The organism is Thermococcus sibiricus MM 739 (genome assembly GCF_000022545.1).
In the GTDB taxonomy this organism is placed as follows: Archaea; Methanobacteriota_B; Thermococci; order Thermococcales; family Thermococcaceae; genus Thermococcus_A; species Thermococcus_A sibiricus.
The window spans coordinates 386,147-408,354 of the sequence record NC_012883.1; the positions used below are offsets into that span (position 1 = coordinate 386,147).

Below are 22,208 nucleotides of genomic sequence, written 5' to 3' on the forward strand. Positions count from 1 at the left end.
CTCTTGTTATATGGGTTTCTTTTATATAGGTCTTTTTCAAAATAATTGTGGGGGTGGCGACATGAAGAAGTTTATGCCTGCAGATAGACCTCAAACTGAAGAAAGGTATCAATATCATATAGCTTGTAAACCTGGAGATGTTGCGAGATATGTGCTCCTTCCAGGTGACCCAGAGAGGGTTCCTAGGATAAGTGCACTTTGGGATGAAGCAAAAGAAATAGCTTTTCATAGAGAGTACAGAACTCACACTGGAAAATACAAAGGGGTGCCGATAAGTGTTGTTTCAACAGGGATTGGAGGACCATCAGCAGCAATAGCTATTGAAGAACTTGCAGCTATAGGGGCTGATACTTTCATTAGGGTAGGTTCTACCGGTGCAATTCAACCCGGAATTGAAATTGGCGATTTGATAATAGCAAAGGCAGCTGTGAGGCTTGAAGGAACATCGAAGCAGTATGTAAGGGCCGAATATCCCGCAAGTGCAGACATTGAGGTCACTTTGGCATTGATTGAAGCTGCTGAAACTTTAGGAGTTAAGTATCATGTAGGAATAACTGCCTCTACTGATAGCTTCTATGTGGGACAAGCGAGACCTGGATTAGATGGTTACTTCCCAAGTTTTGCAAAGCACCTTATAGATGATCTAAGGCAGGCTAAAGTTACGAACTTCGAGATGGAAGCTGCAACACTGTACACTTTGGCGAACATTTATGGCCTCAGAGCTGGCTGTGTCTGTGCAGTCTTTGCGAATAGAATAACGAATGAGTTTGGAAAAGCTGGGGAAAAAGAAGCGACATTGGTTGCAAGTGAAGCTGTCAAAATCCTTCACGAATGGGACGAAGAGAAAGAGAAAAAAGGCAAAAAAGTCTGGTTCCCAAGTTTGAGGAAGCTTTAACCCTTCTTTTTTATTTAATTAAGGAATTCTGGAGTTCTTGAGCTTCAATACTAAATGTCTTTCCATAGTCCTCAAAGTCAATCGATTTTATTACTTGGAAGTGTATTTTCCTTTCCGATAGCAGCACAAGGAAGCTCCTGCTCGAATGTTCCCTGAACTCCTGAAGAATTTCTTCGTTTATAAGTGATGTGTTAATTAAAGTTACCAGTATCCTTTTTTCATTACCAAGGAAAGGTCGTATTATTGTTCCGAAAAACGTTTCTAGGGCCCTAGGATCATCTTCGTAAAGCTTTATAAGCTTCTCAATTCCAACAACAATTCTTATGCCAAACTCATTATCTTCTTCCCTTTGAAACTCTTTAAGAGCTTCCAGATACTGTTCTCTCCATATGGAAATCTCACTTTTTAGCTCTATTCTCTTGAGAATTTTGCCTGTTTTTATTATTCCACCGAATTTAATTACTGGTAAATTTTCTATAAAAGATGAGTCAATACCTGCAAGCTCAAGATGGGCTTTTAAAAGGTGAAGTTGGTCAAGTATGTCAACCAGAAGTACTTTCGTGTTTCTTTGCTTTCTCTGCTTTACATAGTTAATGATGGTGCAGAAGGTAAGGTGAATTGGCTCGGAAGAAGTATGCTCCACCAAGACATCTTCTCCCTTTCTTATTTTTTTAAGCTGATTAAAAATATCTCTCTCAAAAGTTTCCATGTTTCTCGCCCTCCTATGGATTTTGTCATATGAATATTCTAAAATTGAAATAGTTCATCCTATATGGGATACTCATGGGACTATAAAAAGTTTCTTACGAATATTTTTAGGTTATATATAGCATTACTTAAAATGCAAAACCTTTGCCAATATTAGGTAAATAAACTTCAACGAACACAGAAAAAAACACTCCTAATCAAAAGTCCAAAAGCTCCAAGAATGCCCTGCCGTGTTTTAGGCTTGTTGAGTTTACTTGTTTGAGATGCTCTAAAAAAGAAGGTTACTTCTAAAGGAATGGTGCGGGGGACGGGATTCGAACCCGCGTAGCCCTACGGCACCGGATCTTAAGTCCGGCCCCTTTGGCCAGGCTCGGGCACCCCCGCTCATAAGTGAAAGAGCGAGGTTTGATTAAAAAGCTTTCGGTACTAAAGATAAAAAGGTAAAGCTTAAAAAGAAATGTTTGTAAGTGAACACAGTCAAGATCATGGAGGGATTAAAATGGCGAGGTTTCCTGAAGCTGAGGCAAGAATATTTAGGAAGTATATATGTATGAGATGCGGTGCCACTAACCCTTGGAAAGCAGAGAAGTGTAGGAAGTGTGGTTACAAGGGATTAAGAGCAAAAGCCAAAGAACCTAGAGGAGGAGTTGGACGTTAGCTTCATTTGAGCTTTTCTAAAAGCTCTTCTATAAATTTTATTCCTTCTTCGAGGAGCTTTTCTCCCTTTTCAGTGAGTTTGTAATATTTTCTTGAGGGCCTTCCAGTCTCACTTTCTTGCCATTCTGAGGTGACATATCCGTCGTGTTCGAGCTTATAAAGTACAACATAGCTACTTACTGTGGCAGGTTCAAATCCAAAGTTTTCTCTAATTTTGTTTTTAAGTTCATAAGCATACATTGGTCGGTCTTTTAAAAGTCTAAGAATGTACATCCACAGGACTTCTTTTGTTATTTTTTCTTTTAATCTTTCCATAGGGGTTGTCATTTGTATCACCTTCAATGGTGCATATTATTTGAGTTTAAAACTTTTTAGTTGTATAAATATTTTAGCTTTCATAACATTTAAGCATTTTGTAATCAGCGAATCAAGACACAAAAGTATTTAATCCTAAGTTTCTAAAAAGTGAGTGGTGAAGCACCATGAATTTTGACTTTAGTGGAATAATGGGTGATATGAGTATTGGAGCCGTGGTGGGCTTTATAACTGGTTATGCACTTAAAAAGTTCATAAAAATAGTGCTCACATTAATAGGAGTTTATTTATTAAGTCTTTTTTGGCTTCAGCAAAAGGGAGTCATAACTATTAACACCGATGCACTCTTCAATCTTGCAGAAAGTGCGACTACATCAACTTTAACATTGGCAGATAAGGTAGTGGGGATTCTTCCAGGCACAGGGGCCTTTGTCGCTGGATTCTATCTTGGGTTCCGCAAAGGTTAAATCCTGCTTTATTTATTTTCTTTTATGAGCTATGAGAAGAAACTCATGGTGCGGCATTCTATAGCGAGTATAATTGCTCTTGCACTTTTCGGTGCTAGTAGGTTCATTTATAGCGCGGTTATTTCTCGGAGGTTTGGAGTAGAAGTGCTTGGTATAGCAAATTCTCTAATCTCTCAGGCCTTTTTGATTGCAATACCATTAAGCTTTTTTGCAGTTGCTTTGGGCAAGTATGCATCAGAGTTTTTGGCAAAGGGAGAGGATAGTAGAATAAGATCCATAGCCACATGGGGATTTTCATTTCCTTTTTTAGGGATACTTATAGGACCGTTTAATATTTATCTTGCTCTTTTGTCAACCCTGAGAGCATTTCAATTGACATTTAGAAGCTTTATTTATGGCCTCCACAGGGGAGAAGTATATGCTTATACAATGATCTTGGCGTTTTTCTTCTTTCTTGGCGGTTTCATATCTGAGAATTATTATCTTCCTTACATAGTCCTTCTCTTAACTATCTCGCTTTTTGCATTTTTTTATTTAGTTAAGAATGGGCTATTTGGAAGACCAAAAGCTAGAGATTTTAAGCTTCTTGTGAATTATTCTTCTTTTGCATTTCTTGGGACTCTTTCTGGAGTTTTTTTAGTCCAAGGCCCTTATTTTTTGAGTGAAAAACTGGCCAGCCCAAGGGTTGCTGGCATTGTCTCAGCCTCTCTTTCCTCAGCTTTTTTGCTTACTTATCTTCCTCAGGTTTTCCAATCAGCGGTAATGCCCCTTTATTCCTATAAATATGGGAAAGATGAAATGGATTATGTAAAAAGACTCGCCGAGAGTTCTACGAGAATCCTCTCATTTTTTGTGGCCATTATAGTTTTTATTCTCATTCTCTTGGGAAGAGAGATCCTTTCGATAATTTTTGGGTTTAACCTTGGTAATGAATTTTACTTGGCCCTTATGGCAATTGAAACATATATTGCCTATAATCCAAGCATAGTTGCCCTAAACTCAACAAAATACGTGAAATATGGGACTTTTGTGGCACTTTTTGGGGCGTTAGCTTCTTCTATTTTTTGGCTATTGTTGATAGCACCATTTGGAGAATATGGAGCTGTTGGAGGTTTGTTCTCTGGCTACTTAATTATACTTATTGGTACGGCACTTATTTCACGTAAAAAGCTTGGTGTTTCTTTTAATTCTTATTTTCCTTTTGCGACCGCTCTTTTATTCCAAAGTTTGATTTTTATGTCGAAGATAGCTGTTTTAGCCGGGTTCGGTGTATATTTAGTACTTAGGAGAAATGAGATACGGGAGTCTCTGGAAGTTTTTAAATCCCTCTGGATTGAAAGACAATAGAGGTTCTACATTGGAGAGTTCTTAGAAGTGGTGGCGCCCCGGCGGGGATTTGAACCCCGGACCTTGAGGTCCGCAGCCTCACGCCCTATCCAGACTAGGCCACCGGGGCATCCAAGGAAACTTTTGGAGGAGGCCTTATAAAATTTGCCTAACAATATTATTGAGGTGATCTAATGAACAGGCTCAATAAATTTTTGGGATACCTCGAGGAGTACAGTGGGGCATTAATAACTCCGGGAACAAACCTTTACTATCTAACCGGAATTTCTCCTCAGGCAACAGAAGAGAGGCTTTTCCTTTTGGTAATAAACAAAGGGGGTGAAAGCACTCTAATAGCACCCAAATTATATGAAAATGAAGTTGACTGGGAGAGCACAATATTCTGGAGTGATGAGGAAGATCCCTATAAGCTCCTTAAAAAAGTCCTGACGTTGTTAAACTTAACGAGTGGTAGAATTCTGGTGGAGGATACAATGAGGGCGAGCTTTCTGATTAACATTGAGAAGCTTTTGAGAAACTACGAGCTTGTCCCCCTAAGCAATGTTACTAGGGAAATGAGAATGAGAAAAGACGAAGAAGAAATAAAGTTGATGAAAAAAGCAGCTCAGATAGCGGATGAAGTTTTCTATGAGATGATAAGTAGAGGCCTGGATGGCAAAAGTGAGAAGCAGGTGGCACTGGAGATTGAGTTTTTGATTCGAGAAAAGGGCGATGGGATCTCATTTGCTCCTATAGTTGCAGCTGGTGAAAATGCAGCAAATCCTCACCATACTCCCAGTGAGAGGAAAATAAGACGTGGAGACATTGTGGTGCTCGACTTTGGAGCAAAATACAGAGGATACTGCTCAGATATAACACGAACCGTAGCAATTGGAGAGATTAATGAAAAACTCAGAGAGGTGTATGAAGTCGTTAGAGAGGCCCAAGAAAGGGCTTTTCAAACGGTTCGCGAGGGAATAAGGGCTAGGGAAGTTGATAGTGTAGCGAGAGAATACATATCGGCCAAAGGTTATGGAGAGTATTTCATTCATAGGACAGGCCACGGTTTGGGCCTGGATGTTCATGAAGAACCTTACATAGGCTCAAAAAATGAAAGGGTGCTCGAGAGGGGCATGACATTCACCATCGAACCCGGAATTTATATCTCCCAGCTTGGAGGAGTGAGGATAGAGGACGATGTTGTGGTAGAAGGGAAAAAAGGGAGAAGACTGACGAATGCAGAGAGAGAGTTAATAAAGCTTTGAACCTCCTACATACGCTTCCAGAACTTTTATATTTTTCAGTTCCCTTTCCTCCACCTCAAAGGGGTCTTTATCAACAATAATAAAGTCTGCGAGTTTCTCCTCTTCAAGTGTCCCGAGCTCATTTTCGGAATGCATTATGTACGCGGAGCCATAGATGTAAAGATGCAGGGCTTCTTCAAGAGATACGCACTCTTCTTCTGTGTATTTGTAGGTCTCAATGCCCTCGAATTTCCCCCTAGTTACCGCTGCATACACCGTCTCCCACGGGTTTACTACCTCTATTGGAGAGTCTGTCCCAAAGCCTATTGGAATGCCTTTTTTGAGCATGCTGTTAAATGGGTAAATCCACTTGGCCCTCTCTTTTCCAACTCTCTGCACGGCCCACCAGTCACTTATCACGAATCTCGGCTGCACCGAGACCACAACCCCAAGTTTTTTCATTCTCTCTATCTGATCCTCTCTGATAATTGAAGCATGCTCTATGCGGTATCTCTCTTCCCCAAATTTTTCATAAATGTCCAGCACCATGTCAATGGTTCTATCCCCTATTGCATGGACTGCCATTTGGAGACCTAGTTGTTGTGCTTCTTGAACGATTGTTTCTAGCTCTTCTTTGCTTATATTGGGATGGCCGCTTGTAGGAGCATCTTCATAGGGTTTAGAAAGCCATGCTGTTCGAGCTCCAAGGCTCCCATCAGCAAGAATCTTTATCCCCATGATCTTTACCCTCTTACTTCCAATATTTTTAGTAAGGCCAAGTTTTTTCAATTCCTCAAGAAGGGAGGGATTGAGGTATACAAACACCCTAATAGGGAGCTTTCCTTCGCTATCTAATTCCAAAAGTGCCCTAAGGCTTTTTTCGTTTACACTCACGAAGCCAATGCTTGTAACTCCTTGAGAGAGCGCAAACTTGGCTCCTTCTTCAATAAATTGTTTGTAGTCTTCAATCGTTAGATTTTGGTTGATTACATCTCTAACCCTCTCTAAAGCGTTTTCTTTTACTATTCCCCTTTCCAGATCTACGTCTTCCCCTTCCTCAAGCCCTATGAGCTCAATTGCCTTTGTGTTTAGAACCGCCGCATGGAAGCATGTACGAGACAGAAATACCGGCCGGTCTTTAATAACCTCATCTATGTCTTCCTTTGTTGGATATCGCCCCAAATCTTCTTGGTCCCATCCGAAGCCGAGAATCCATGTTGTCTTCACGCTTTCTGCATATTTTTTGAGCTTTTCCTTAAACTCATCGATACTAGTTGTTCCATTGAGATCCAACATGTGCAGAGACTGACCGAGGGAGTTTAGGTGCGTATGAGAATCTATAAACCCCGGCAAAATCGTTTTTCCTTGAAGGTCTATTATCTCTCCTCCAAGTTCTTTGACAATTTTGGTAGCTTTTTTGCTATCTCCAACATAGAGTATTTTCTCATGTGCTATTACAATTCCATCTGCAACTTTCTTTGGTTGAAAAGATGTGTAGATTTTTCCGTTGACAAAGGCATGGATCAATTTACTCACCCATAATTTTTTCATTATTTTATTTATATCATTGATGGTGGGGAAAAAGTCTTAAAGAGTGAGATTAATAATGAAATAACCGATGACGAGCGGTTTCGGAACTGAAGGGTGATGTGACCAGCTATCGCTGAGGCTCATATTTATAAATTCGGTCGGTAATCATAAGCCCGGTGAAGATAAATGTTCGGGAAACTTAAGGAAAAATTAAGCTTATTCGTTGATAAAGTTGCTCAGACTGAAATAAGCGAAAAGGACGTTGAGAATGCCCTTTGGGACCTTGAACTGGAACTCTTAGAGGCAGATGTTGCATTGGAAGTCGTAGATGAGCTCAAGGAGAGAATAAAGGAAAAGCTTGTGGGCCAAAAGGTTAAGATAGGTACTAACAAAAGGAATATTGTTGAAAACGCTGTTAGAGATGCTGTTTTGGAAGTTTTAACCCCTGAAAGGCATATAGATCTTTTGGAAATGATAAAGTCAAAGGAAGAAAAGCCATTTGTAATAGTTTTTGTAGGGTTCAATGGAGGCGGAAAAACAACTACAATAGCAAAACTGGCCAACTGGCTTAAGAAAAATGGTCTAAGTGTTGTTATAGCTGCAAGTGATACCTTTAGGGCCGGTGCAATAGAACAGGTGGAAGAACATGCAAAAAGAGTTGGAGTTAAGGTTATTAAGCATGGATATAAGTCGGATCCAGCTGCAGTAGCGTATGATTCCATAGAACATGCAAAGGCAAGAGGTATCGATGTAGTTTTAGTTGACACCGCTGGAAGAAATGAATTAAACAGAAACCTGATGGATGAAATGAAAAAAATAGCAAGAGTCACTAAGCCTGATCTTGTTATTTTTGTTGGAGATTCCCTCGCTGGAAATGCCATATTAGAGCAGGCAAGGCAGTTCAATGAGGCAGTTAAGATAGATGGAGTTATTTTAACAAAACTAGATGCAGATGCAAGAGGGGGAACAGCTCTAAGTGTAAGTCATGCTATTGGGGCTCCGATACTTTTTGTTGGGATTGGCCAAGGATATGATGATTTGATACCCTTTGATGAAAAATGGATACTGGAGAAGATCTTCGGTGAGTGATAATGGAGCTGCTTTTATTTTTTAGAACCTTTCTTTATGTGTTTGGAACTCTCTTTGCAGTGATGAACCCTATTGGGGCAGTTCCAGTGTTTTTATCTATTATTCAACACTGTAAATCCTATGAAGGAATGATAAGCCTAGCAAAGAGAACATCTGTGGCTGTTTTTGTGACTTTAACAGCTTTTGCACTTTTGGGTGAGTGGATATTCAAGTTTTTCGGTTCTACAATAGATGCATTTGCAATTGCAGGAGGAATTTTACTTTTCAGAATGGCCTTGGAGATGTTGAGTGGTAACTTATCAACTGTGAAGATAAGTCATGAGGAGGAAGAGGAAGCGGTAAATTTAAGCGAGATCGCTATAGTCCCCTTGGCAATCCCCTTGATATCTGGTCCCGGTTCAATAACTACCGTGATGATACACATGGCAAAAAATGCCAGCTATTTAGGGAAAGCAGCTGTAATGCTTGCTATTCTTATCACAAGCTTCCTAGTTTACGTAGTGCTTAGGTCAGCGGAAAAAGTGCAACAAAGGCTCGGTAAAGTTGGAATAAGGCTTATAACAAGAATGATGGGACTTATATTAGCTTCAATGGCTGTTCAGCTTGTAATCAATGGAATTAAAGGAGCTTTTGGACTCTAATCGCAAATTTTTTAAATTTTTTAGGTAGACCTAATTGAAGGTGAGAATTTGATAATTGCGGAAAACTTGACTATCTATTATGATAGGCAGAAAGCAGTCGAAAATGTAACATTTAAACTAGATAGTGATCAAACTCTTCTTTTACTTGGGCCTAATGGGGCAGGTAAGACTACTCTTTTAAGAGCAGTTGCAGGCCTTCATCAAAACTATAAAGGAACCCTTTTAGTCTTTGGAAAGCCTCCCATTGAGAGCAGGAATGTTATCTCCTACGTTCCCCAAAGTTATTCTTTGAATGAAAGAGTGCCCTTAACAGTAATTGAAGTAGTTGCTATGGGGGCATTATACAAAAGAGGTCTCATGCACTTTAATATCCCAAGAAATCTTTTAAGGGAGGCAACAGAGGCACTGGAGTTTGTAGGCCTTGGAAGTTTAAAAGATAAAAGGTTTTCAGAACTTAGTGGTGGTCAAAAGCAGAGAGTATTGCTTGCTAGGGCACTTATCTCTAAACCTAAGCTTCTCCTTCTGGATGAACCATTATCTGCCCTTGATCCCAGCGCGAGGGTAGAGGTGGTTTCGGTACTTGCGAAAATAAAGCAGGAGATAGGATTAGCAATGATCATAACAACACATGACCCAAATCCTCTAACAGAAATAGGGGATAAGATAATGCTCCTCAATAAGGAGTTGATAGCATTTGGTTCTCCAGAGGAAGTTCTCAGAGATGAAATAATTACCAAAGTTTATGGTTCACAATCCAAGGCTATTAAAGTGGGAAAAAGAATGTATTGCTTTATAGGTGATGTCCATCTGCACAGGGGGGAGAGAAAGTGATTCCAGAATATTTGTTTAGGGCCCTCCTGGGTGGTATAATGGTGAGCATTTTGTTAGGTATGCTAAGTCCTTTGATAAATATGCGGGGCTTAGCATTCTTAACGCATGCTACTTTTCACTCTCTTCTCTTTGGAGCAGTTTTGGGCATGATACTTGGGCTGATTTTTGAAAATTCCTCTTTAATACTTTGGGTAGCATTAGTAATAACAATATTCGTAGTTGCTTCAATAGCCTTTCTAGAAGAAAAAGGTTTTAGTAGTGATACGGCAATAGGAATAATAGCGAGCTTCATAGCTGGATTTACAGTTTTGGCCTTTGGGATTTTGTATAAAGTCATGGCCACTAGGCCTTATTTTGCTCTCTCCCAAAGCATAGTTTCTTACCTCACAGGGGAGCTTTTCTTGATCACCATTAATGACCTTCTTTTCTTGGTTTTAGGAGGAGCATTGATATTTTTTGTCATGCTGTTGTTTTATAGGGATTTCTTATATGTGAGCTTTGATGCTGAGGGCCTTGAAAGTTATTCTGGAAATGCAAAGCTCTATCTTACTCTCCTTTACATAATAGTCGGAGCTACAGGAGCGTTGATAGTTAGGACTGTTGGATTAATTACCCTACAAGTTATCGCTGTTTTACCCGGTGCAATAGCGTTAATGCTTAGTAATGATCTTAGAAAGATTCTAGGAATTAGTTTAGCTTTAACACTCTCCATTCAAATACTTTCCATAATATTGGCATATCTTACAAACATTCCACCAAGCGGAATAGCTACAATAATGCTTGGATTTGTTTATGGGGGTTTGGTTCTCAGGAGGTAGGAATATGAAACTTGGAGGAATAGATGAAGCTGGGAGAGGGCCTGTAGTAGGGCCACTTGTTATAGCTGCTGTAGTTATTGATGAATCAAAAATTGAAAAGTTTGAGGCCTTGGGGGTTAAGGACTCAAAGAAGTTGAGCCCAAAGAAAAGGGAGGAACTCTTTGAGAAGATAATAGAACTTGTTGATGATTATTTCATACTTGAACTATCTCCGGAGGATATAGATAAGAGGGAAGGAACAATGAATGATTTTGAGGTTGAAAACTTTGCTAAAGTTTTGAACTCTCTTAAAATTAAGCCTGATCTTGTTTATATAGATGCAGCTGACGTGAACGAAGAGCGATTTGGGATTGTTGTAAGGGAAAAACTCTCTTTCTATCCAAAAATAATAGCGGAACATAAAGCAGATTCTAAGTACATCCCCGTAGCTGCTGCTTCAATACTCGCTAAAGTTACAAGAGACAAGGCAATAGAAAGACTCAAAGAAATTTATGGAAATATAGGTTCAGGGTACCCGAGTGATCCCATTACAAGAAAGTTTTTGGAAGAATACTACAAAGAACACGGAAGCTTCCCTCCTGTGGTGAGGAGAAGCTGGAAAACATTGAAAAAGATTGAAGAAAAGTTACAAAAAGAAAAGAATCAATCTAACCTCTTAAATTTCTTAAAAAAGTCCTAAAACTTCCAATCTTATCCCATAACCATATTAAGATCTCTTTTATCCACTCCCAGTAAATTCTGAGAGAGTTCTCAAAGTACTCCCATTTTATTATATCATAGGCCATTACTCCCAAAGTAACTGCTCCTGCTGGCACTAATGGCGTTGCATAGAAGCTAAATTGAGTTTTACCTCCCAAAAGCCATTGTAAACCATAAAAAGCTATTGTGCTCCAAAAGATTCCGAAGGGTATTAAGAGTTTTTTTCTTCTTATGGCGGCATATGGGATTGCAAATATGAACACTGCCATGGAGAGCATTAGGATAGGATCAGTGACTGCAAAGATATCTGGATTATAATGGAACGCAAAAGGCCTTAAGCTTATAAACCATTCCCAGAAGGGTGAATTTGCCGGATGACTGCCTTTGTAGCTCAGGTGCCATCCAAAACTTCCAATAAAATCTGAAAGCCAGGGAAAGAAGCCTATGCTAGCAATTATGGGAATCTGCGGAATTAAGAATCCTGTTACCGGGAGGAGAAATAGCGAGGTGAATAGCTTTTTAAGTTCGATTTTGGATTTTAAGGTTTTTATTAGTATAATTGGATAAGAAAATGCTCCATTCAATTTTGTAGCTGCTGCAAGGCCAATAGAAATACCACTGGAATTGTATTTTTCTGAAATTAAAAGATACATGAAAAGGGTTGTAAAGAATGCTACGTGAATATCAAGCATGCCTGTTAAAGATGTGGCATATAATAGAGGATCAAAAGCGGAGAATACTAATGCTATAAAACTTGCTAAATAGCTTCTTGCTATTCTGTAGGTTGCTAGGAGCACGAGTATATTTATTATGACATGTTCTATCAGGCCAGGCAAGCGCCAAAAAATGGGTTTGTCTTCTATGAGCATTCCCAACATTATAATATCTTTTCCTAGGAATGGGTGTTCTGTGTTGAGGTAGTTTTGGATGTTTTCTTTGTCTGGATAGCGAAAGCCCTTTACAATATCAACTCCATCAATCTTCTTCACTTCTTCTATAAAACTCTCAATATTCTCTTTTGGAATTTCATAATAAACCCCCGGAAAGTTAGAATATGGTTTATAGTAAGTATAATTGTATTTCCTAGCTATCGGTTCAATTTTAAACTTAATTTGATCAAAATCTGAGGCCTGAGTTCTGTTTAAGGGTATGAAATCAAGTTTTATCCCAAGTTTTGATAGAAGGGGAGGGGTTTGAGGATTCACATTTCTTGTATAGGGTCTTTCAAATTCGAATCCAAGTACACTAACTTTTACGTACCCTTTTATTATTGTTCCTGTCGATATGATGTTTATACCTTCTGAATTTGTTGTTTTGTTTACATAATGTAGCTCGATTCCAAGGCGGTGAAGGACGTTTCTAGCGGCTGGAATGTACCATACTTCGTCTCCGATATAATCATGAAGTTCTGTGCTTGAAGCTTTTTCATATGAATACCAGAAAGTTCCAAGTATTATTAGGGCCACCAATGCAAAGTAAAGCTTTTTCTTCATTCCCATCATTTTTATCCCACTAAATTTCATTCGAACCTCCTTAAATTCTTTTGCACAAATCTTTAAAAATTTAAGAGATAGGAAACAACGGTGGGAAAATGGAAGAATATATTGAGCAGACTGTAGAATTGATAAAGCGAGGGTTCGATGAGAAGAAAATAAGAGCGAGACTTCCGAGAGAGCAGGCTGATGAAATAATTGAAATAGCCAGAGCGAGAATAAAAGCAAAAAATAAGTTTTCAAGAAGTGATTTATGGATGGACTTAGAAGGACTTAGATACGCGACTCATGAAATAGTGGCTGATTATAGGGCAAAAAGAGTAAACCCTGAGAGCATAGCAGATGTAAGCTGTGGAATTGGGATTCAACTTATATTCTTCGCAAAATATGCTGATAGGGCTTATGCAGTAGACATTGATGAAAAGAAGCTTTTCTATGCAACGAAAAATGCGGAGAAGTATAGAGTTAAGGATAAGATAACTTTCATTCATGGGGATAGTTTGAGTAAAAATGTTGTTGATAGAATTGATGCTGATGTAATCTTCTCTGACCCTGCTCGACCACCAGAGATGCCTGAAAGAAGGCTTGAAGACCTTTTGCCGAGTCCACTTCAGATTTATGAAGCTTACAAACATAAAACCGATGCGTTTATCTTTGACTTGCCCCCTCAGATAAGAAGAGAAAAGGTACCGTGGAGCGGTGAATTTGAGTATATAGATCTCTATGGAGTACTTAACAGGTTAACCTTTTACTTTGGACCTCTCGCTAAATCAGAGCGTTCTGCAGTTATGTTGCCTAAAGGCCTTAGATTGGAAAGCAATCCTTCTCTTGAGGATATTGTGGAATGGTGTGAAACGCCTAAAAAGTATCTCTACGAAATTCCACAGAGCGTGGATTATGCCGATTTAATTAATGAGCTTTTTCACGAAGTTGATCAAAACATTTGGATGTTAATTAGGGAAAAAAGACGGACACTAGCTACTAGTGAGGAAGAGATAAAAAGCGATTATTTCAAGAGACGCTATATAGTTAGGGGTATCCTTGGGTTCCATCCGGTAAAGATTAATGATTTTCTAAAAAAGGAAGGCTATGGAAGGGTGACACTCAAGCTCTTTATACCTGATAATGAATACTGGAACTTTAGAAGAAAAGTTGAACAGGGTCTGAATGGTGATAAAAGGGCTTATCTTTTTAGATTTAAGGACAAAGCAATAGTGGCAGAGGGAATGGATTAATTCTTTCTCCTTTCGATTGGGATTTCGAGTATTTTCATTCTTTGCACTCTCTTTGAGCCTATGCGAAGGGCCTTGAAGTATTCAACTTGTTCATTGGGTAGGAATCGATCTAATCTTGTAGATTTGAGCTTTTTTTTACTGTTTTTGTGATTCGATGGCCCTTTTCCATTGATTTTAATACTCCCATTAATGAATTCATCAAGAGTCTTATTCATTAACCCACCCAAATTAATACCCACAAACCAATATATAGGTTTTTTGGAACTAAGTTTTCATGCACCTGAAGACTCGTTGGATAGTTAAGAGTAGCTTAAATGTTTTAAAAGGTGTTATTTAGAATGAAATATGCTTTTGAGGCCCAAAAAAGGAATTGAAATTGTTTTAAACTGTTAGGGCCAAAAAACAACTTTTTAAACTGAAATTACGCATACTATTTCAAAGATTTTAGGGAAACCCTTTTAATTTGTTTAGAATCTTACTATTTACAGTACAAACAAGGAGGCAGTAAAATGTGTGGAATAATAGGGTACATTGGGGAGAGAGATGCTGCTGAGGTTCTTGTTGATGGTCTCAAAAGACTTGAATATCGTGGTTATGATTCGGTTGGGTTAGTGACAGAAGAAGGAAAGCTCTTTATAAAGAAAGGGGCTGGGAAAATAAATGAGCTTAAAGAAAAATTGGGCCTCACCAATCTTCCTGGAAGGAGGGGAATTGGACATACAAGATGGGCAACTCACGGAATTCCCAACGACATCAATGCTCATCCGCACACTGATTGTAGTGGTAAGATAGCTATTGTCCATAACGGAATAATCGAAAATTATATCGAACTTAGGGAGAAACTCGAAGGGAGTGGTCATGAATTTAAGAGCGACACTGATACTGAAGTCATCGCTCATTTAATTGAAGAGGAGTTAAAAAGTTCAAAATTATTTGAAGACGCTTTGAGAAGGGCACTTCTACAACTTAAAGGTTCTTTTGCATTGGGAATTATATACACAGATGATAAGGAGCATTTATATTTTGTGAGAAATGAAAGCCCTCTAGTTCTTGGGGTTGGTAATGGGGAGATGTTTGCTGCTTCAGATATTCCTGCTTTCCTTCCATACACAAACAAAGTCGTTTTTTTGGATGATGGAGAATACGCAGTAGTGGGTAAAGATTCATTTTATGTGAAAGACCTGAAAACGGGAAATATAAAAGACAAGAAGATCCATGAAATCAACTGGACATTAGAGATGGCAGAAAAACAGGGTTATGCTCATTTTATGCTTAAAGAAATTCATGAACAAGCAAAAGCGGTAAAAGATGCAATATATGGGAATCTCAAGACGATAGACAAGGTAGCGGAGGAAATTGCAAATTATGAAAAAGTGTTTGTAGTGGCTATGGGGACATCTTATCATGCTGGAATTGCTGCCAAATACTTCCTTCAGCGATTGGTCAATAAAGTTGTTCTTGTAGAAGAGGCGAGCGAATTTAGATATGAGTTTGAGGATATAGTTGATGGGAATTCCCTCGTGATTGCCATAACTCAAAGTGGAGAGACGGCAGATACATTGGCAGCAATAAAACTTGCCAAAAGGAAAGGGGCAAAAGTTCTAAGTGTTGTAAACGTTGTTGGGAGCATGGCCACAAGACTGAGCGATCTTGTTTTATATACACATGCTGGGCCAGAAATAGGAGTAGCTGCTACTAAGACTTATACAACACAGCTCACGGTTTTAGCAATGCTCGCAATAGCGTTGGCGAAGAGACTGGGCACAGGGGATAAGGGGTATATCAACTTCCTTGAGGGTCAACTTCAGGATCTTCCGAAATATGTTGAGGCTGTTCTTGGATATGAAAATAAGATAAAAGCCCTTGCTGAAGAACTAGTGAATAAAAAAGACTTTTTCTACATAGGGAGAGGGGTTAGTGTTGCAACTGCTCTTGAGGGTGCTCTAAAACTTAAAGAGATAAGCTACATTCATGCAGAAGGGCTATCTGCTGGGGAACTCAAGCACGGGCCCTTGGCCCTAGTTGAAGATGGAGTTCCAGTAGTAGCGATTGTCCCAACAGGGAAAACTTTTGATAAGATGGTTTCTAATATTCAGGAAGTAAATGCTAGAAAGGGCCTTGTAATCAGTTTGGGAGATAATGAAGAGCTAGAAAAAGTTAGTCAAGTCTTTTTGAAAATGCCAAGAATAGATGAACTTTTAAGCCCCGTTGTGTATATAGTACCACTTCAATTGTTAGCATATTATTTAGCAGTACTTAGGGGTAACGACCCGGATAAGCCTAGAAACTTGGCAAAATCCGTTACTGTGGAGTGAGGTGATTAAGATGGTTGGGACTAAAGCTAAGGAGAAAAACAAAGAAAAATCTATATCCTCTTTTGATTTTTCGAAGATTAGAGTATATATACTTCCTTTAACAGTAATTCTCATCGCCATTATTGGTTACAAAATTAGGGCTGCAACTGGCCAGACTAGGTATTTTATAGATCCAGATACGTTTTATCACTTTGAAATTTATAAACAAGCAGTTCAAGAATGGGTTCCCAAGTATTATCCATTAGCCGATGCCCCATTTGGTTCTCTAATTGGTGAACCTTTGGGCCTTTACATAATCCCTGCTTTACTCTATAGGTTCTTATCTGTACTTGGGCTTGAAGCAATTGAAGTCTTTAAAATGTGGCCACCAATTGTTGGATTTTTCAGTATAATAGGAGCTTATTTCCTTGGAAGAAAACTCCACTCAGATTGGGCAGGAATCTGGGCAGCATTAGTTATGATGTTTTCAGTAGCTCATTGGACAAGAACTTTCTCTGGAAACGCTAGAGGAGACGGCCCATTCTTAATGTTCTTCCTCTATGCAGTGTTGTTCATGTTTTATTACCTTGAAATAAACGAAATCAAAAGGAAAGCAGTGTTTGGAAGTCTTTTTGTAATCTCGGGAGTACTAATGCTTTCAGTTTGGAATGGTTCACCATTTGGCCTCATGGTTTTGCTCGGATTTGCGAGCCTTTATGCAGTTGGAACATTTATCTTTGGAAAAGTTGAAGATGTTAAGAAGTTTGCCAAGGAATTTTATCCATCATATCTGGCAATATTGCTCATTGGGTATGCTCTCACTTCAAGTGGAATTGTAAAAGTTGGAGGACACATAAGATTTGCCTTTGAGGTTTTTTTAGGCCTAGCATTGCTTACCTTAATAATGCTCTATGGTGGCAAGTATCTTAACTACTCTGACAAAACCCATAGATTTGGAGTTGTCGCAGTTGTAGTTCTTTTGGGCTTTACTGGAGCTTACCTTTACGTGGGCCCCAAGCTATTCTCCCTCATGAGCGGCGCTTATCAATCAACACAGGTTTATGAGACTGTTCAGGAGCTTGCAAAAACCACATGGGAAGACGTGAAAAGATATTACTCAGTAAGAGGTACTGATGGTTTATTGTTCTTGCTTTCGCTTTTAGGGATTGCAATAGTAATATTTAGGTTTTTAAAAGCTCTAAGTCAGAATAAAGTTGATGCAAAGAACTTATTTCTCTTGGTATTCTATGGACTCTCAGTATACCTTATGTGGACAGCTGTTAGGTTTCTATTCCTTGCTTCGGGTGCAGTTTTGTTAACTTTTGGAATTTTTGTAGGGGAGTTGTTTGGAATAGTGGAAGCCATGCAAGAGAAAGTTTCAACAAAAGCTCTTTACGCCACATTGCTGATACTTCTCTTCATACCAATTCCAATAGTGGGAGCAAACACTACCTACAATTCAGCGAAAGTTAGCGGTGAGGCAGTAACCCCAAGCTGGGAAGAAACCCTCAAGTGGCTCAGGGAAAGCACAAATGAATACGACACTGCTACTTCTTGGTGGGATTATGGCTACTGGATTGAAAGTTCTCTCCTTGGAAACAGAAGGGCAAGTGCGGATGGAGGACATGCGAGAGATAGAGATTATATAATAGCTCGATTCCTTGCAAACGATGGAAATCATAGTGAAGTTGATTTTGAGAGCTGGCAGCTCAATTATTTCATCGCATGGATTCAAGACTGGGCTAAGTTTAACGCCATAAGCTATCTTGGTGGAGCAATAACAAGGTATGAAAGAGATAATCGGGGCATGATACTTCCCTTTGATCAAAAAATTGGAGAAAATTCGTATTACAGCAGATATGCTGGCATTCAATTCCACATAATTGAACAGGAAGGTAAGAAAATAGGAGTTATTGTAGCAGGAAACCAACAGGGAGAACCAGTCCAGACAATAAATATGCAAACAGGTGAAGTTATTCCTGGAAGCGGGAACTTCCCATATGTTGTTTATGCGTTCTCAAATTACGCAGTGGCAGTTTATTATAAAGTGGCAACGAGTAACTTCTTAAAGCTTGCTTTTGGCATCCCTATTAGTTCTGAAGCAGAGTTTAGTGGCAAGTTACGTTCAAACTTTAGAATAGTTAAGAGCACTGGAGATTTATCCACATACGAATTTGTTCCATTTGGACTTTATAGAATTGAAATTTATGAAAACAATACCTGGAAATCCGTCTCAAAGCTCATTCCCGGGAATTACAAAGCTAGGCTCTACATCTCGGCATTTGGAAGGGATGTTAAAGATGCAGTCATAAAGCTTAGGGCTTATGATGGAGATAGGATTGTAAGCGAGCAGGTTATAGCTCAAAATGTCAACATTAATCACTTAAATGAAATCCCTATAGAAGTAAGCCTTGAGGTTCCAAACGCTACAAGGTATCAGCTGGTCCTCATACAAGAAGGCCCGGTTGGAGCGCTTACAGAAGCTCCAAAGTTAAACGGTAATCTTGTTAGTCCAATAAGAATCTTGAACGATGGACAAAGCGGAGAGCTTGAATTGAAAGCCGGATTCAGAAGGGACTATTCCAAGATGGACCTTTATCTCAGAGCTACGGTTATATACTTGGTAAGAACCCAGGGAGAGAACAGAGATGATCCAAAAGCTGCGTTTGAGCCCCACATGGATATAATCCACTATGAAAAAGTTGCTGGTGGCTTAAGTACCACCAATAAGGAACTCTACTTTAAAGGTCAAGTTTCGTTCCCCGAAGTTATCCAGCCCTATATAGAGAAACTCAATGGCGAATACGGAGATAAAGTGGAGGTAAGGGGAATAAGGGTTGAGCCGGTGTTTATAGCAGATAAGGAATATATTCTTTATGAGGGGTGATGGGGTTCTCTTTTCTTTTCTCTCATTTCAAAAGGAAAGATTTAAAAAGCAAGCATCCTTCCCTAACTTGATGACTCGATGAACGATGAAGTTTGGAGGGATGTGAAATGGCAAAGCCAAGTTATGTAAAATTTGAAGTTCCAAAGGAACTTGCTGAGAAAGCCCTTGAGGCTGTTGAGATTGCAAGAGACACCGGAAAGGTAAGAAAAGGTACAAACGAGACAACAAAGGCCGTTGAGAGGGGTCAAGCTAAGCTTGTGGTAATTGCCGAGGATGTTGATCCTGAAGAGATTGTTGCTCACTTGCCACCCCTCTGTGAGGAGAAAGAGATACCCTACATTTATGTTTCAAGCAAAAAAGAGCTTGGAGCTGCTGCCGGTATTGAGGTTCCATCTGCAAGCGTTGCTATAATTGAGCCCGGTAAGGGTCGTGAGCTTGTTGAGGAAATTGCAATGAAAGTTAGGGAGCTTGCTAAGTGAGCTCCCTTTTCCACAACTCATTAAATTGGGCGAGCTTTTACATTTACAATCATTTAGAGGTGTGAGGAATGTCAGATGAGGGATATCCAGCAGAGGTTATTGAGATTGTAGGAAGAACAGGAGTTACTGGTGAGGTTACTCAGGTAAAGGTTCGTGTTCTTGAGGGAATGGACAAAGGGAGAGTTATCAGAAGAAACATCAAAGGCCCAGTTAGGCTTGGAGATATAGTAATCCTCAGAGAAACCGAAAGGGAAGCTAGAGAAATTAGAGCAAGAAGGTGAGGGACATGGCAAGGTGGAACGTTTGTTCATACTGTGGAAAAGAATTCGAGCCTGGAACGGGAAAAATGTATGTTAGAAATGATGGAAGAGTGTACTTCTTCTGTTCAAGGAAATGTGAAAAATACTTTTTCATGGGCAGAAATCCAAGAAAGCTTAAGTGGACAAAAGCATTTGAAGAAGCAAAGCTTCAAAGAGCAAAGAGGAAGTGACCTCTTTATTTTTTCTTTGCATGATTAGATTTACTCTACTTTTTGAAGATTAAGATTTAATAAGGAAATAAAGAATAGAAGTTTACTCAGCGAAGGTCAGTATTTTGAGATTTATTGGTCTTCTTACAACGTTGCTCTTTCTTGCCCCAATCAGGTATTTAACACCTTTCTCACTCACTGTATCAATGAGGCGCTGGGTTATTATTCCATTGAAGATTATTGCATGAATATTCTCTTTATTGTTTAACGAATTTGATAGGTCTCTTATTGGTATTTCTGCTAGGATGCTTTCGTTTTCATCTAGGAGGATTGCTTTTGGGTCTCGTTTAACTTCTTCAATCCATTTACTGAATTTATCAATCTCTGATAGTTTAGGGGGTCTTATCGGCTTTATAAACCTCTCTTCTTTTTTCTCAACTTCAACTTTTACCTCTTCTATTTTGGGTTCTTTTTCATGGATTTCTTCTTGTACTTCTGTTTTACTCTCCATTGGTACTTCTTCAACTTTTTCAATAGGCGTGGGGGGTTTTTGTTCTCTTTCTTTCATGAGTTCATAGAAGCTCTTCCCTTTTGCAAACAGCTCATTAATAACTTGTTCTGCAGGCACTTTACTTCTTAATGATTTGATTATTTCTTTCTTTGTAAGCTCCTCAACTTCCTTTCCTTCAGGCGCCCTAGCCACATAATCGATGTCGGCCACTTGAAGTAGCTCTTTAAGAATTAATTCTCCTCCCCTGTCCCCATCTGTGAATGCTGTAACGATTCTCTCTTTGCTAAGTTTTATTATGGTTTCTGGAATCGATGTACCTTCTACAGCTATGGCATTTTTTATTCCGTGTTTGAGGAGATTAAGTACATCAGCTCTTCCTTCTACTATGATTATTGAGTCTGAAAATGGAATATGTGGTCCGGCAGGGAGTTTTTCTGATCCATATTCGATTAGTTCTTTAGCTCTTACCTCTTTTTTGACTTCTTCAGTAATCTCTTGTGTTTCGGGAATTTCTTCTTCCATAAGGGTTTCTAGGATTTCTTTGGCTCTTTCAATGATGTATTTTCTCTTCGTTGCTCTGACATCCTCAATTCTCATTACATTTATCCTTGCTTCTGAAGGGCCTATTCTGTCTATGGTCTCTAAGGCCGCTGCTAAAATTGCCGTTTCAACTCTATCTAGGCTAGAAGGGATTGTTATAGTTCCATAACTCTTTCCAGCTCTTGTGTGAACATCAACCTTTATCCTTCCGATCCTCCCGGTTTTTTGGAGTTCTCTTAAATCTAAATCATCTCCGAGTAAACCTTCTGTTTGCCCAAAAATAGCACCAACCACATCTGGTCTTTCTACGATTCCACTTGCTTCAAATTCTGCGTGTATAACATATTTAGTCGTTCCAAAATCATCCTTTGCAGCCATGCTATCACCTTCTATCTCTTTCTTTTTTAACATTCTTTGCTTATCAAGCAAAATTTGCTGGATTGTAGTCTTTTTCCTCTTCAATCCATACCCCTCCTGTTGGGGGTCAGAAACGGAGACTTTTAAACCGCAAATATAGTCCATATAGATCTTCAATGCCTTTAATGTCCTTCTTTGCTATTTTTTTGAGTTCTCTTCTTGTGTTTGTATCTACTCTACACTTATATCCTTCTAAATACTGAGTTAATTTTTTTGCCAGATCTTCACCTTTTCTGTCGAAGTCTGTTAATATCATTATATCATGATAGTGAGAGGCTGTTAGAGCGATCTCCGCTAATGGAAAGCGGGAGAGCTTAATTATCTCCGTTTCGACCCCCAATTTTCGTAAAGCCACCTCGTCTCGCATTCCTTCTACAAGGATAACACCATTAAACTCTCGCAATTTGTCTATAAGTTGCTCAAGTCTTTTATAATTTTCGGCATACATCTTGCCTTCATAGGGATGGACGTAGAGGATATTATAAAGTTTTGGGAAAGTTTTTATTATGAATAAGTCCTATCTAGTTGAGGCATTTTATCCTCCTGGAAGACCCCTTCCGAAAGGGGGGTAGTTCACTTTAACAATTCGCATTATGAATAGCATGCTATATCAAACATGGCGGATTTTTAATCAACAGTAAGAGTAGCAAAATTGCACTATTA

Annotated in this window: 22 protein-coding genes, 2 tRNA genes and 1 pseudogene; 16 read left to right on the forward strand and 9 right to left on the reverse strand. The window is 39.1% G+C overall.

The window, feature by feature from the left end; genetic code table 11:
- The first annotated feature begins 61 nt into the window (after positions 1–61).
- Positions 62–895, forward strand: coding sequence for a uridine phosphorylase (udp, locus tag TSIB_RS01995; protein ID WP_015848687.1), 834 nt, complete (start codon positions 62–64; stop codon positions 893–895).
- Positions 896–905: 10 nt separating this feature from the next.
- On the opposite strand, the gene TSIB_RS02000 is transcribed toward udp, so the two are convergent.
- Together TSIB_RS02000 and TSIB_RS02005 are read right to left on the reverse strand one after the other, a co-directional pair.
- On the reverse strand, positions 906–1,604 hold the full coding sequence (locus tag TSIB_RS02000) for a DUF257 family protein (protein WP_015848688.1): 699 nt from the start codon (positions 1,602–1,604) through the stop codon (positions 906–908).
- 295 nt (positions 1,605–1,899) lie between these two features.
- Positions 1,900–1,987: transfer RNA gene (locus tag TSIB_RS02005), tRNA-Leu, on the reverse strand.
- A 115-nt stretch (positions 1,988–2,102) separates the two neighbouring features.
- Here TSIB_RS02005 and TSIB_RS02010 point away from each other — a divergent pair.
- Positions 2,103–2,261: a 50S ribosomal protein L40e gene (locus TSIB_RS02010; protein WP_048160187.1), complete on the forward strand. Its 159-nt coding sequence runs from the start codon at positions 2,103–2,105 to the stop codon at positions 2,259–2,261.
- Positions 2,262–2,263: 2 nt separating this feature from the next.
- Here TSIB_RS02010 and TSIB_RS02015 read toward each other — a convergent pair whose 3' ends face one another.
- Complete coding sequence (locus TSIB_RS02015) at positions 2,264–2,587, reverse strand: PadR family transcriptional regulator (protein WP_015848690.1); 324 nt, start codon at positions 2,585–2,587, stop codon at positions 2,264–2,266.
- A 155-nt stretch (positions 2,588–2,742) separates the two neighbouring features.
- Between TSIB_RS02015 and TSIB_RS02020 the strand changes: the two genes are divergently transcribed.
- A complete protein-coding gene (locus tag TSIB_RS02020) occupies positions 2,743–3,042 on the forward strand; it encodes an FUN14 domain-containing protein (RefSeq protein WP_015848691.1) in 300 nt (99 codons plus the stop codon).
- Positions 3,043–3,066: 24 nt separating this feature from the next.
- Positions 3,067–4,389 (forward strand): lipopolysaccharide biosynthesis protein, encoded by a 1,323-nt coding sequence (locus TSIB_RS02025; RefSeq protein WP_015848692.1) that lies wholly within the window; start codon positions 3,067–3,069, stop codon positions 4,387–4,389.
- Between the two features lie 31 nt (positions 4,390–4,420).
- Here TSIB_RS02025 and TSIB_RS02030 read toward each other — a convergent pair.
- Positions 4,421–4,498, reverse strand: a tRNA-Arg gene (locus tag TSIB_RS02030).
- 64 nt (positions 4,499–4,562) lie between these two features.
- Here TSIB_RS02030 and TSIB_RS02035 point away from each other — a divergent pair.
- Positions 4,563–5,633, forward strand: coding sequence for an aminopeptidase P family protein (locus TSIB_RS02035; protein WP_015848693.1), 1,071 nt, complete (start codon positions 4,563–4,565; stop codon positions 5,631–5,633).
- Here the strand turns inward: TSIB_RS02035 and TSIB_RS02040 are convergent.
- Positions 5,619–7,148, reverse strand: coding sequence for an amidohydrolase (locus TSIB_RS02040; protein WP_228359821.1), 1,530 nt, complete (start codon positions 7,146–7,148; stop codon positions 5,619–5,621). The two genes, TSIB_RS02035 and TSIB_RS02040, sit on opposite strands and share 15 nt — an antisense overlap.
- Positions 7,149–7,328: 180 nt before the next feature.
- Here TSIB_RS02040 and ftsY point away from each other — a divergent pair, with 180 nt between their 5' ends.
- Genes ftsY through rnhB form a run of 5 tightly spaced genes read left to right on the forward strand, consistent with a single transcriptional unit; the run spans position 7,329 to position 11,200 of the window.
- Positions 7,329–8,231 carry a signal recognition particle-docking protein FtsY gene (gene ftsY / locus TSIB_RS02045; protein ID WP_015848695.1) on the forward strand — a complete coding sequence of 301 codons (903 nt, stop codon included), beginning with the start codon at positions 7,329–7,331 and terminating at the stop codon, positions 8,229–8,231.
- Positions 8,232–8,233: 2 nt separating this feature from the next.
- Complete coding sequence (locus TSIB_RS02050) at positions 8,234–8,872, forward strand: MarC family protein (protein ID WP_015848696.1); 639 nt, start codon at positions 8,234–8,236, stop codon at positions 8,870–8,872.
- A 48-nt stretch (positions 8,873–8,920) separates the two neighbouring features.
- The gene (locus tag TSIB_RS02055; RefSeq protein WP_015848697.1) at positions 8,921–9,703 is read left to right on the forward strand and encodes a metal ABC transporter ATP-binding protein; all 783 of its coding nucleotides are present in this window, start codon (positions 8,921–8,923) and stop codon (positions 9,701–9,703) included.
- Positions 9,700–10,521 carry a metal ABC transporter permease gene (locus TSIB_RS02060; protein ID WP_015848698.1) on the forward strand — a complete coding sequence of 274 codons (822 nt, stop codon included), beginning with the start codon at positions 9,700–9,702 and terminating at the stop codon, positions 10,519–10,521. The genes TSIB_RS02055 and TSIB_RS02060 overlap by 4 nt, the downstream gene beginning before the upstream one ends.
- Before the next feature lie 4 nt (positions 10,522–10,525).
- Entirely contained in the window at positions 10,526–11,200 is a 675-nt protein-coding gene (rnhB, locus tag TSIB_RS02065; protein WP_015848699.1) for a ribonuclease HII, read from the forward strand.
- Here rnhB and TSIB_RS02070 read toward each other — a convergent pair.
- Positions 11,169–12,743 (reverse strand): membrane-bound dolichyl-phosphate-mannose-protein mannosyltransferase, encoded by a 1,575-nt coding sequence (locus TSIB_RS02070; RefSeq protein ID WP_015848700.1) that lies wholly within the window; start codon positions 12,741–12,743, stop codon positions 11,169–11,171. The two genes, rnhB and TSIB_RS02070, sit on opposite strands and share 32 nt — an antisense overlap.
- Before the next feature lie 68 nt (positions 12,744–12,811).
- Between TSIB_RS02070 and TSIB_RS02075 the strand changes: the two genes are divergently transcribed.
- Positions 12,812–13,948, forward strand: coding sequence for a class I SAM-dependent methyltransferase (locus tag TSIB_RS02075; protein ID WP_015848701.1), 1,137 nt, complete (start codon positions 12,812–12,814; stop codon positions 13,946–13,948).
- On the opposite strand, the gene TSIB_RS02080 is transcribed toward TSIB_RS02075, so the two are convergent.
- On the reverse strand, positions 13,945–14,163 hold the full coding sequence (locus tag TSIB_RS02080; protein WP_048160188.1) for a PCNA-inhibitor: 219 nt from the start codon (positions 14,161–14,163) through the stop codon (positions 13,945–13,947). The two genes, TSIB_RS02075 and TSIB_RS02080, sit on opposite strands and share 4 nt — an antisense overlap.
- Positions 14,164–14,457: 294 nt before the next feature.
- Between TSIB_RS02080 and glmS the strand changes: the two genes are divergently transcribed.
- The 5 genes from glmS (at position 14,458) to TSIB_RS02105 (ending at position 20,098) form a co-directional block, all read left to right on the forward strand.
- The gene (glmS, locus tag TSIB_RS02085; RefSeq protein WP_015848703.1) at positions 14,458–16,263 is read left to right on the forward strand and encodes a glutamine--fructose-6-phosphate transaminase (isomerizing); all 1,806 of its coding nucleotides are present in this window, start codon (positions 14,458–14,460) and stop codon (positions 16,261–16,263) included.
- A gap of 10 nt (positions 16,264–16,273) precedes the next feature.
- Positions 16,274–19,129, forward strand: coding sequence for a peptide transporter (locus TSIB_RS02090; RefSeq protein WP_015848704.1), 2,856 nt, complete (start codon positions 16,274–16,276; stop codon positions 19,127–19,129).
- Positions 19,130–19,236: 107 nt separating this feature from the next.
- Complete coding sequence (gene rpl7ae, locus TSIB_RS02095) at positions 19,237–19,608, forward strand: 50S ribosomal protein L7Ae (RefSeq protein ID WP_048160189.1); 372 nt, start codon at positions 19,237–19,239, stop codon at positions 19,606–19,608.
- 68 nt (positions 19,609–19,676) lie between these two features.
- The gene (locus TSIB_RS02100; RefSeq protein ID WP_015848706.1) at positions 19,677–19,889 is read left to right on the forward strand and encodes a 30S ribosomal protein S28e; all 213 of its coding nucleotides are present in this window, start codon (positions 19,677–19,679) and stop codon (positions 19,887–19,889) included.
- A 5-nt stretch (positions 19,890–19,894) separates the two neighbouring features.
- Complete coding sequence (locus TSIB_RS02105; RefSeq protein WP_015848707.1) at positions 19,895–20,098, forward strand: 50S ribosomal protein L24e; 204 nt, start codon at positions 19,895–19,897, stop codon at positions 20,096–20,098.
- An 82-nt stretch (positions 20,099–20,180) separates the two neighbouring features.
- On the opposite strand, the gene dnaG is transcribed toward TSIB_RS02105, so the two are convergent.
- Positions 20,181–21,590 (reverse strand): DNA primase DnaG, encoded by a 1,410-nt coding sequence (gene dnaG / locus TSIB_RS02110; RefSeq protein ID WP_048160190.1) that lies wholly within the window; start codon positions 21,588–21,590, stop codon positions 20,181–20,183.
- 6 nt (positions 21,591–21,596) lie between these two features.
- Positions 21,597–21,993: pseudogene (locus tag TSIB_RS02115) on the reverse strand (toprim domain-containing protein); the annotation flags it as partial.
- Between the last annotated feature and the right edge of the window lie 215 nt (positions 21,994–22,208).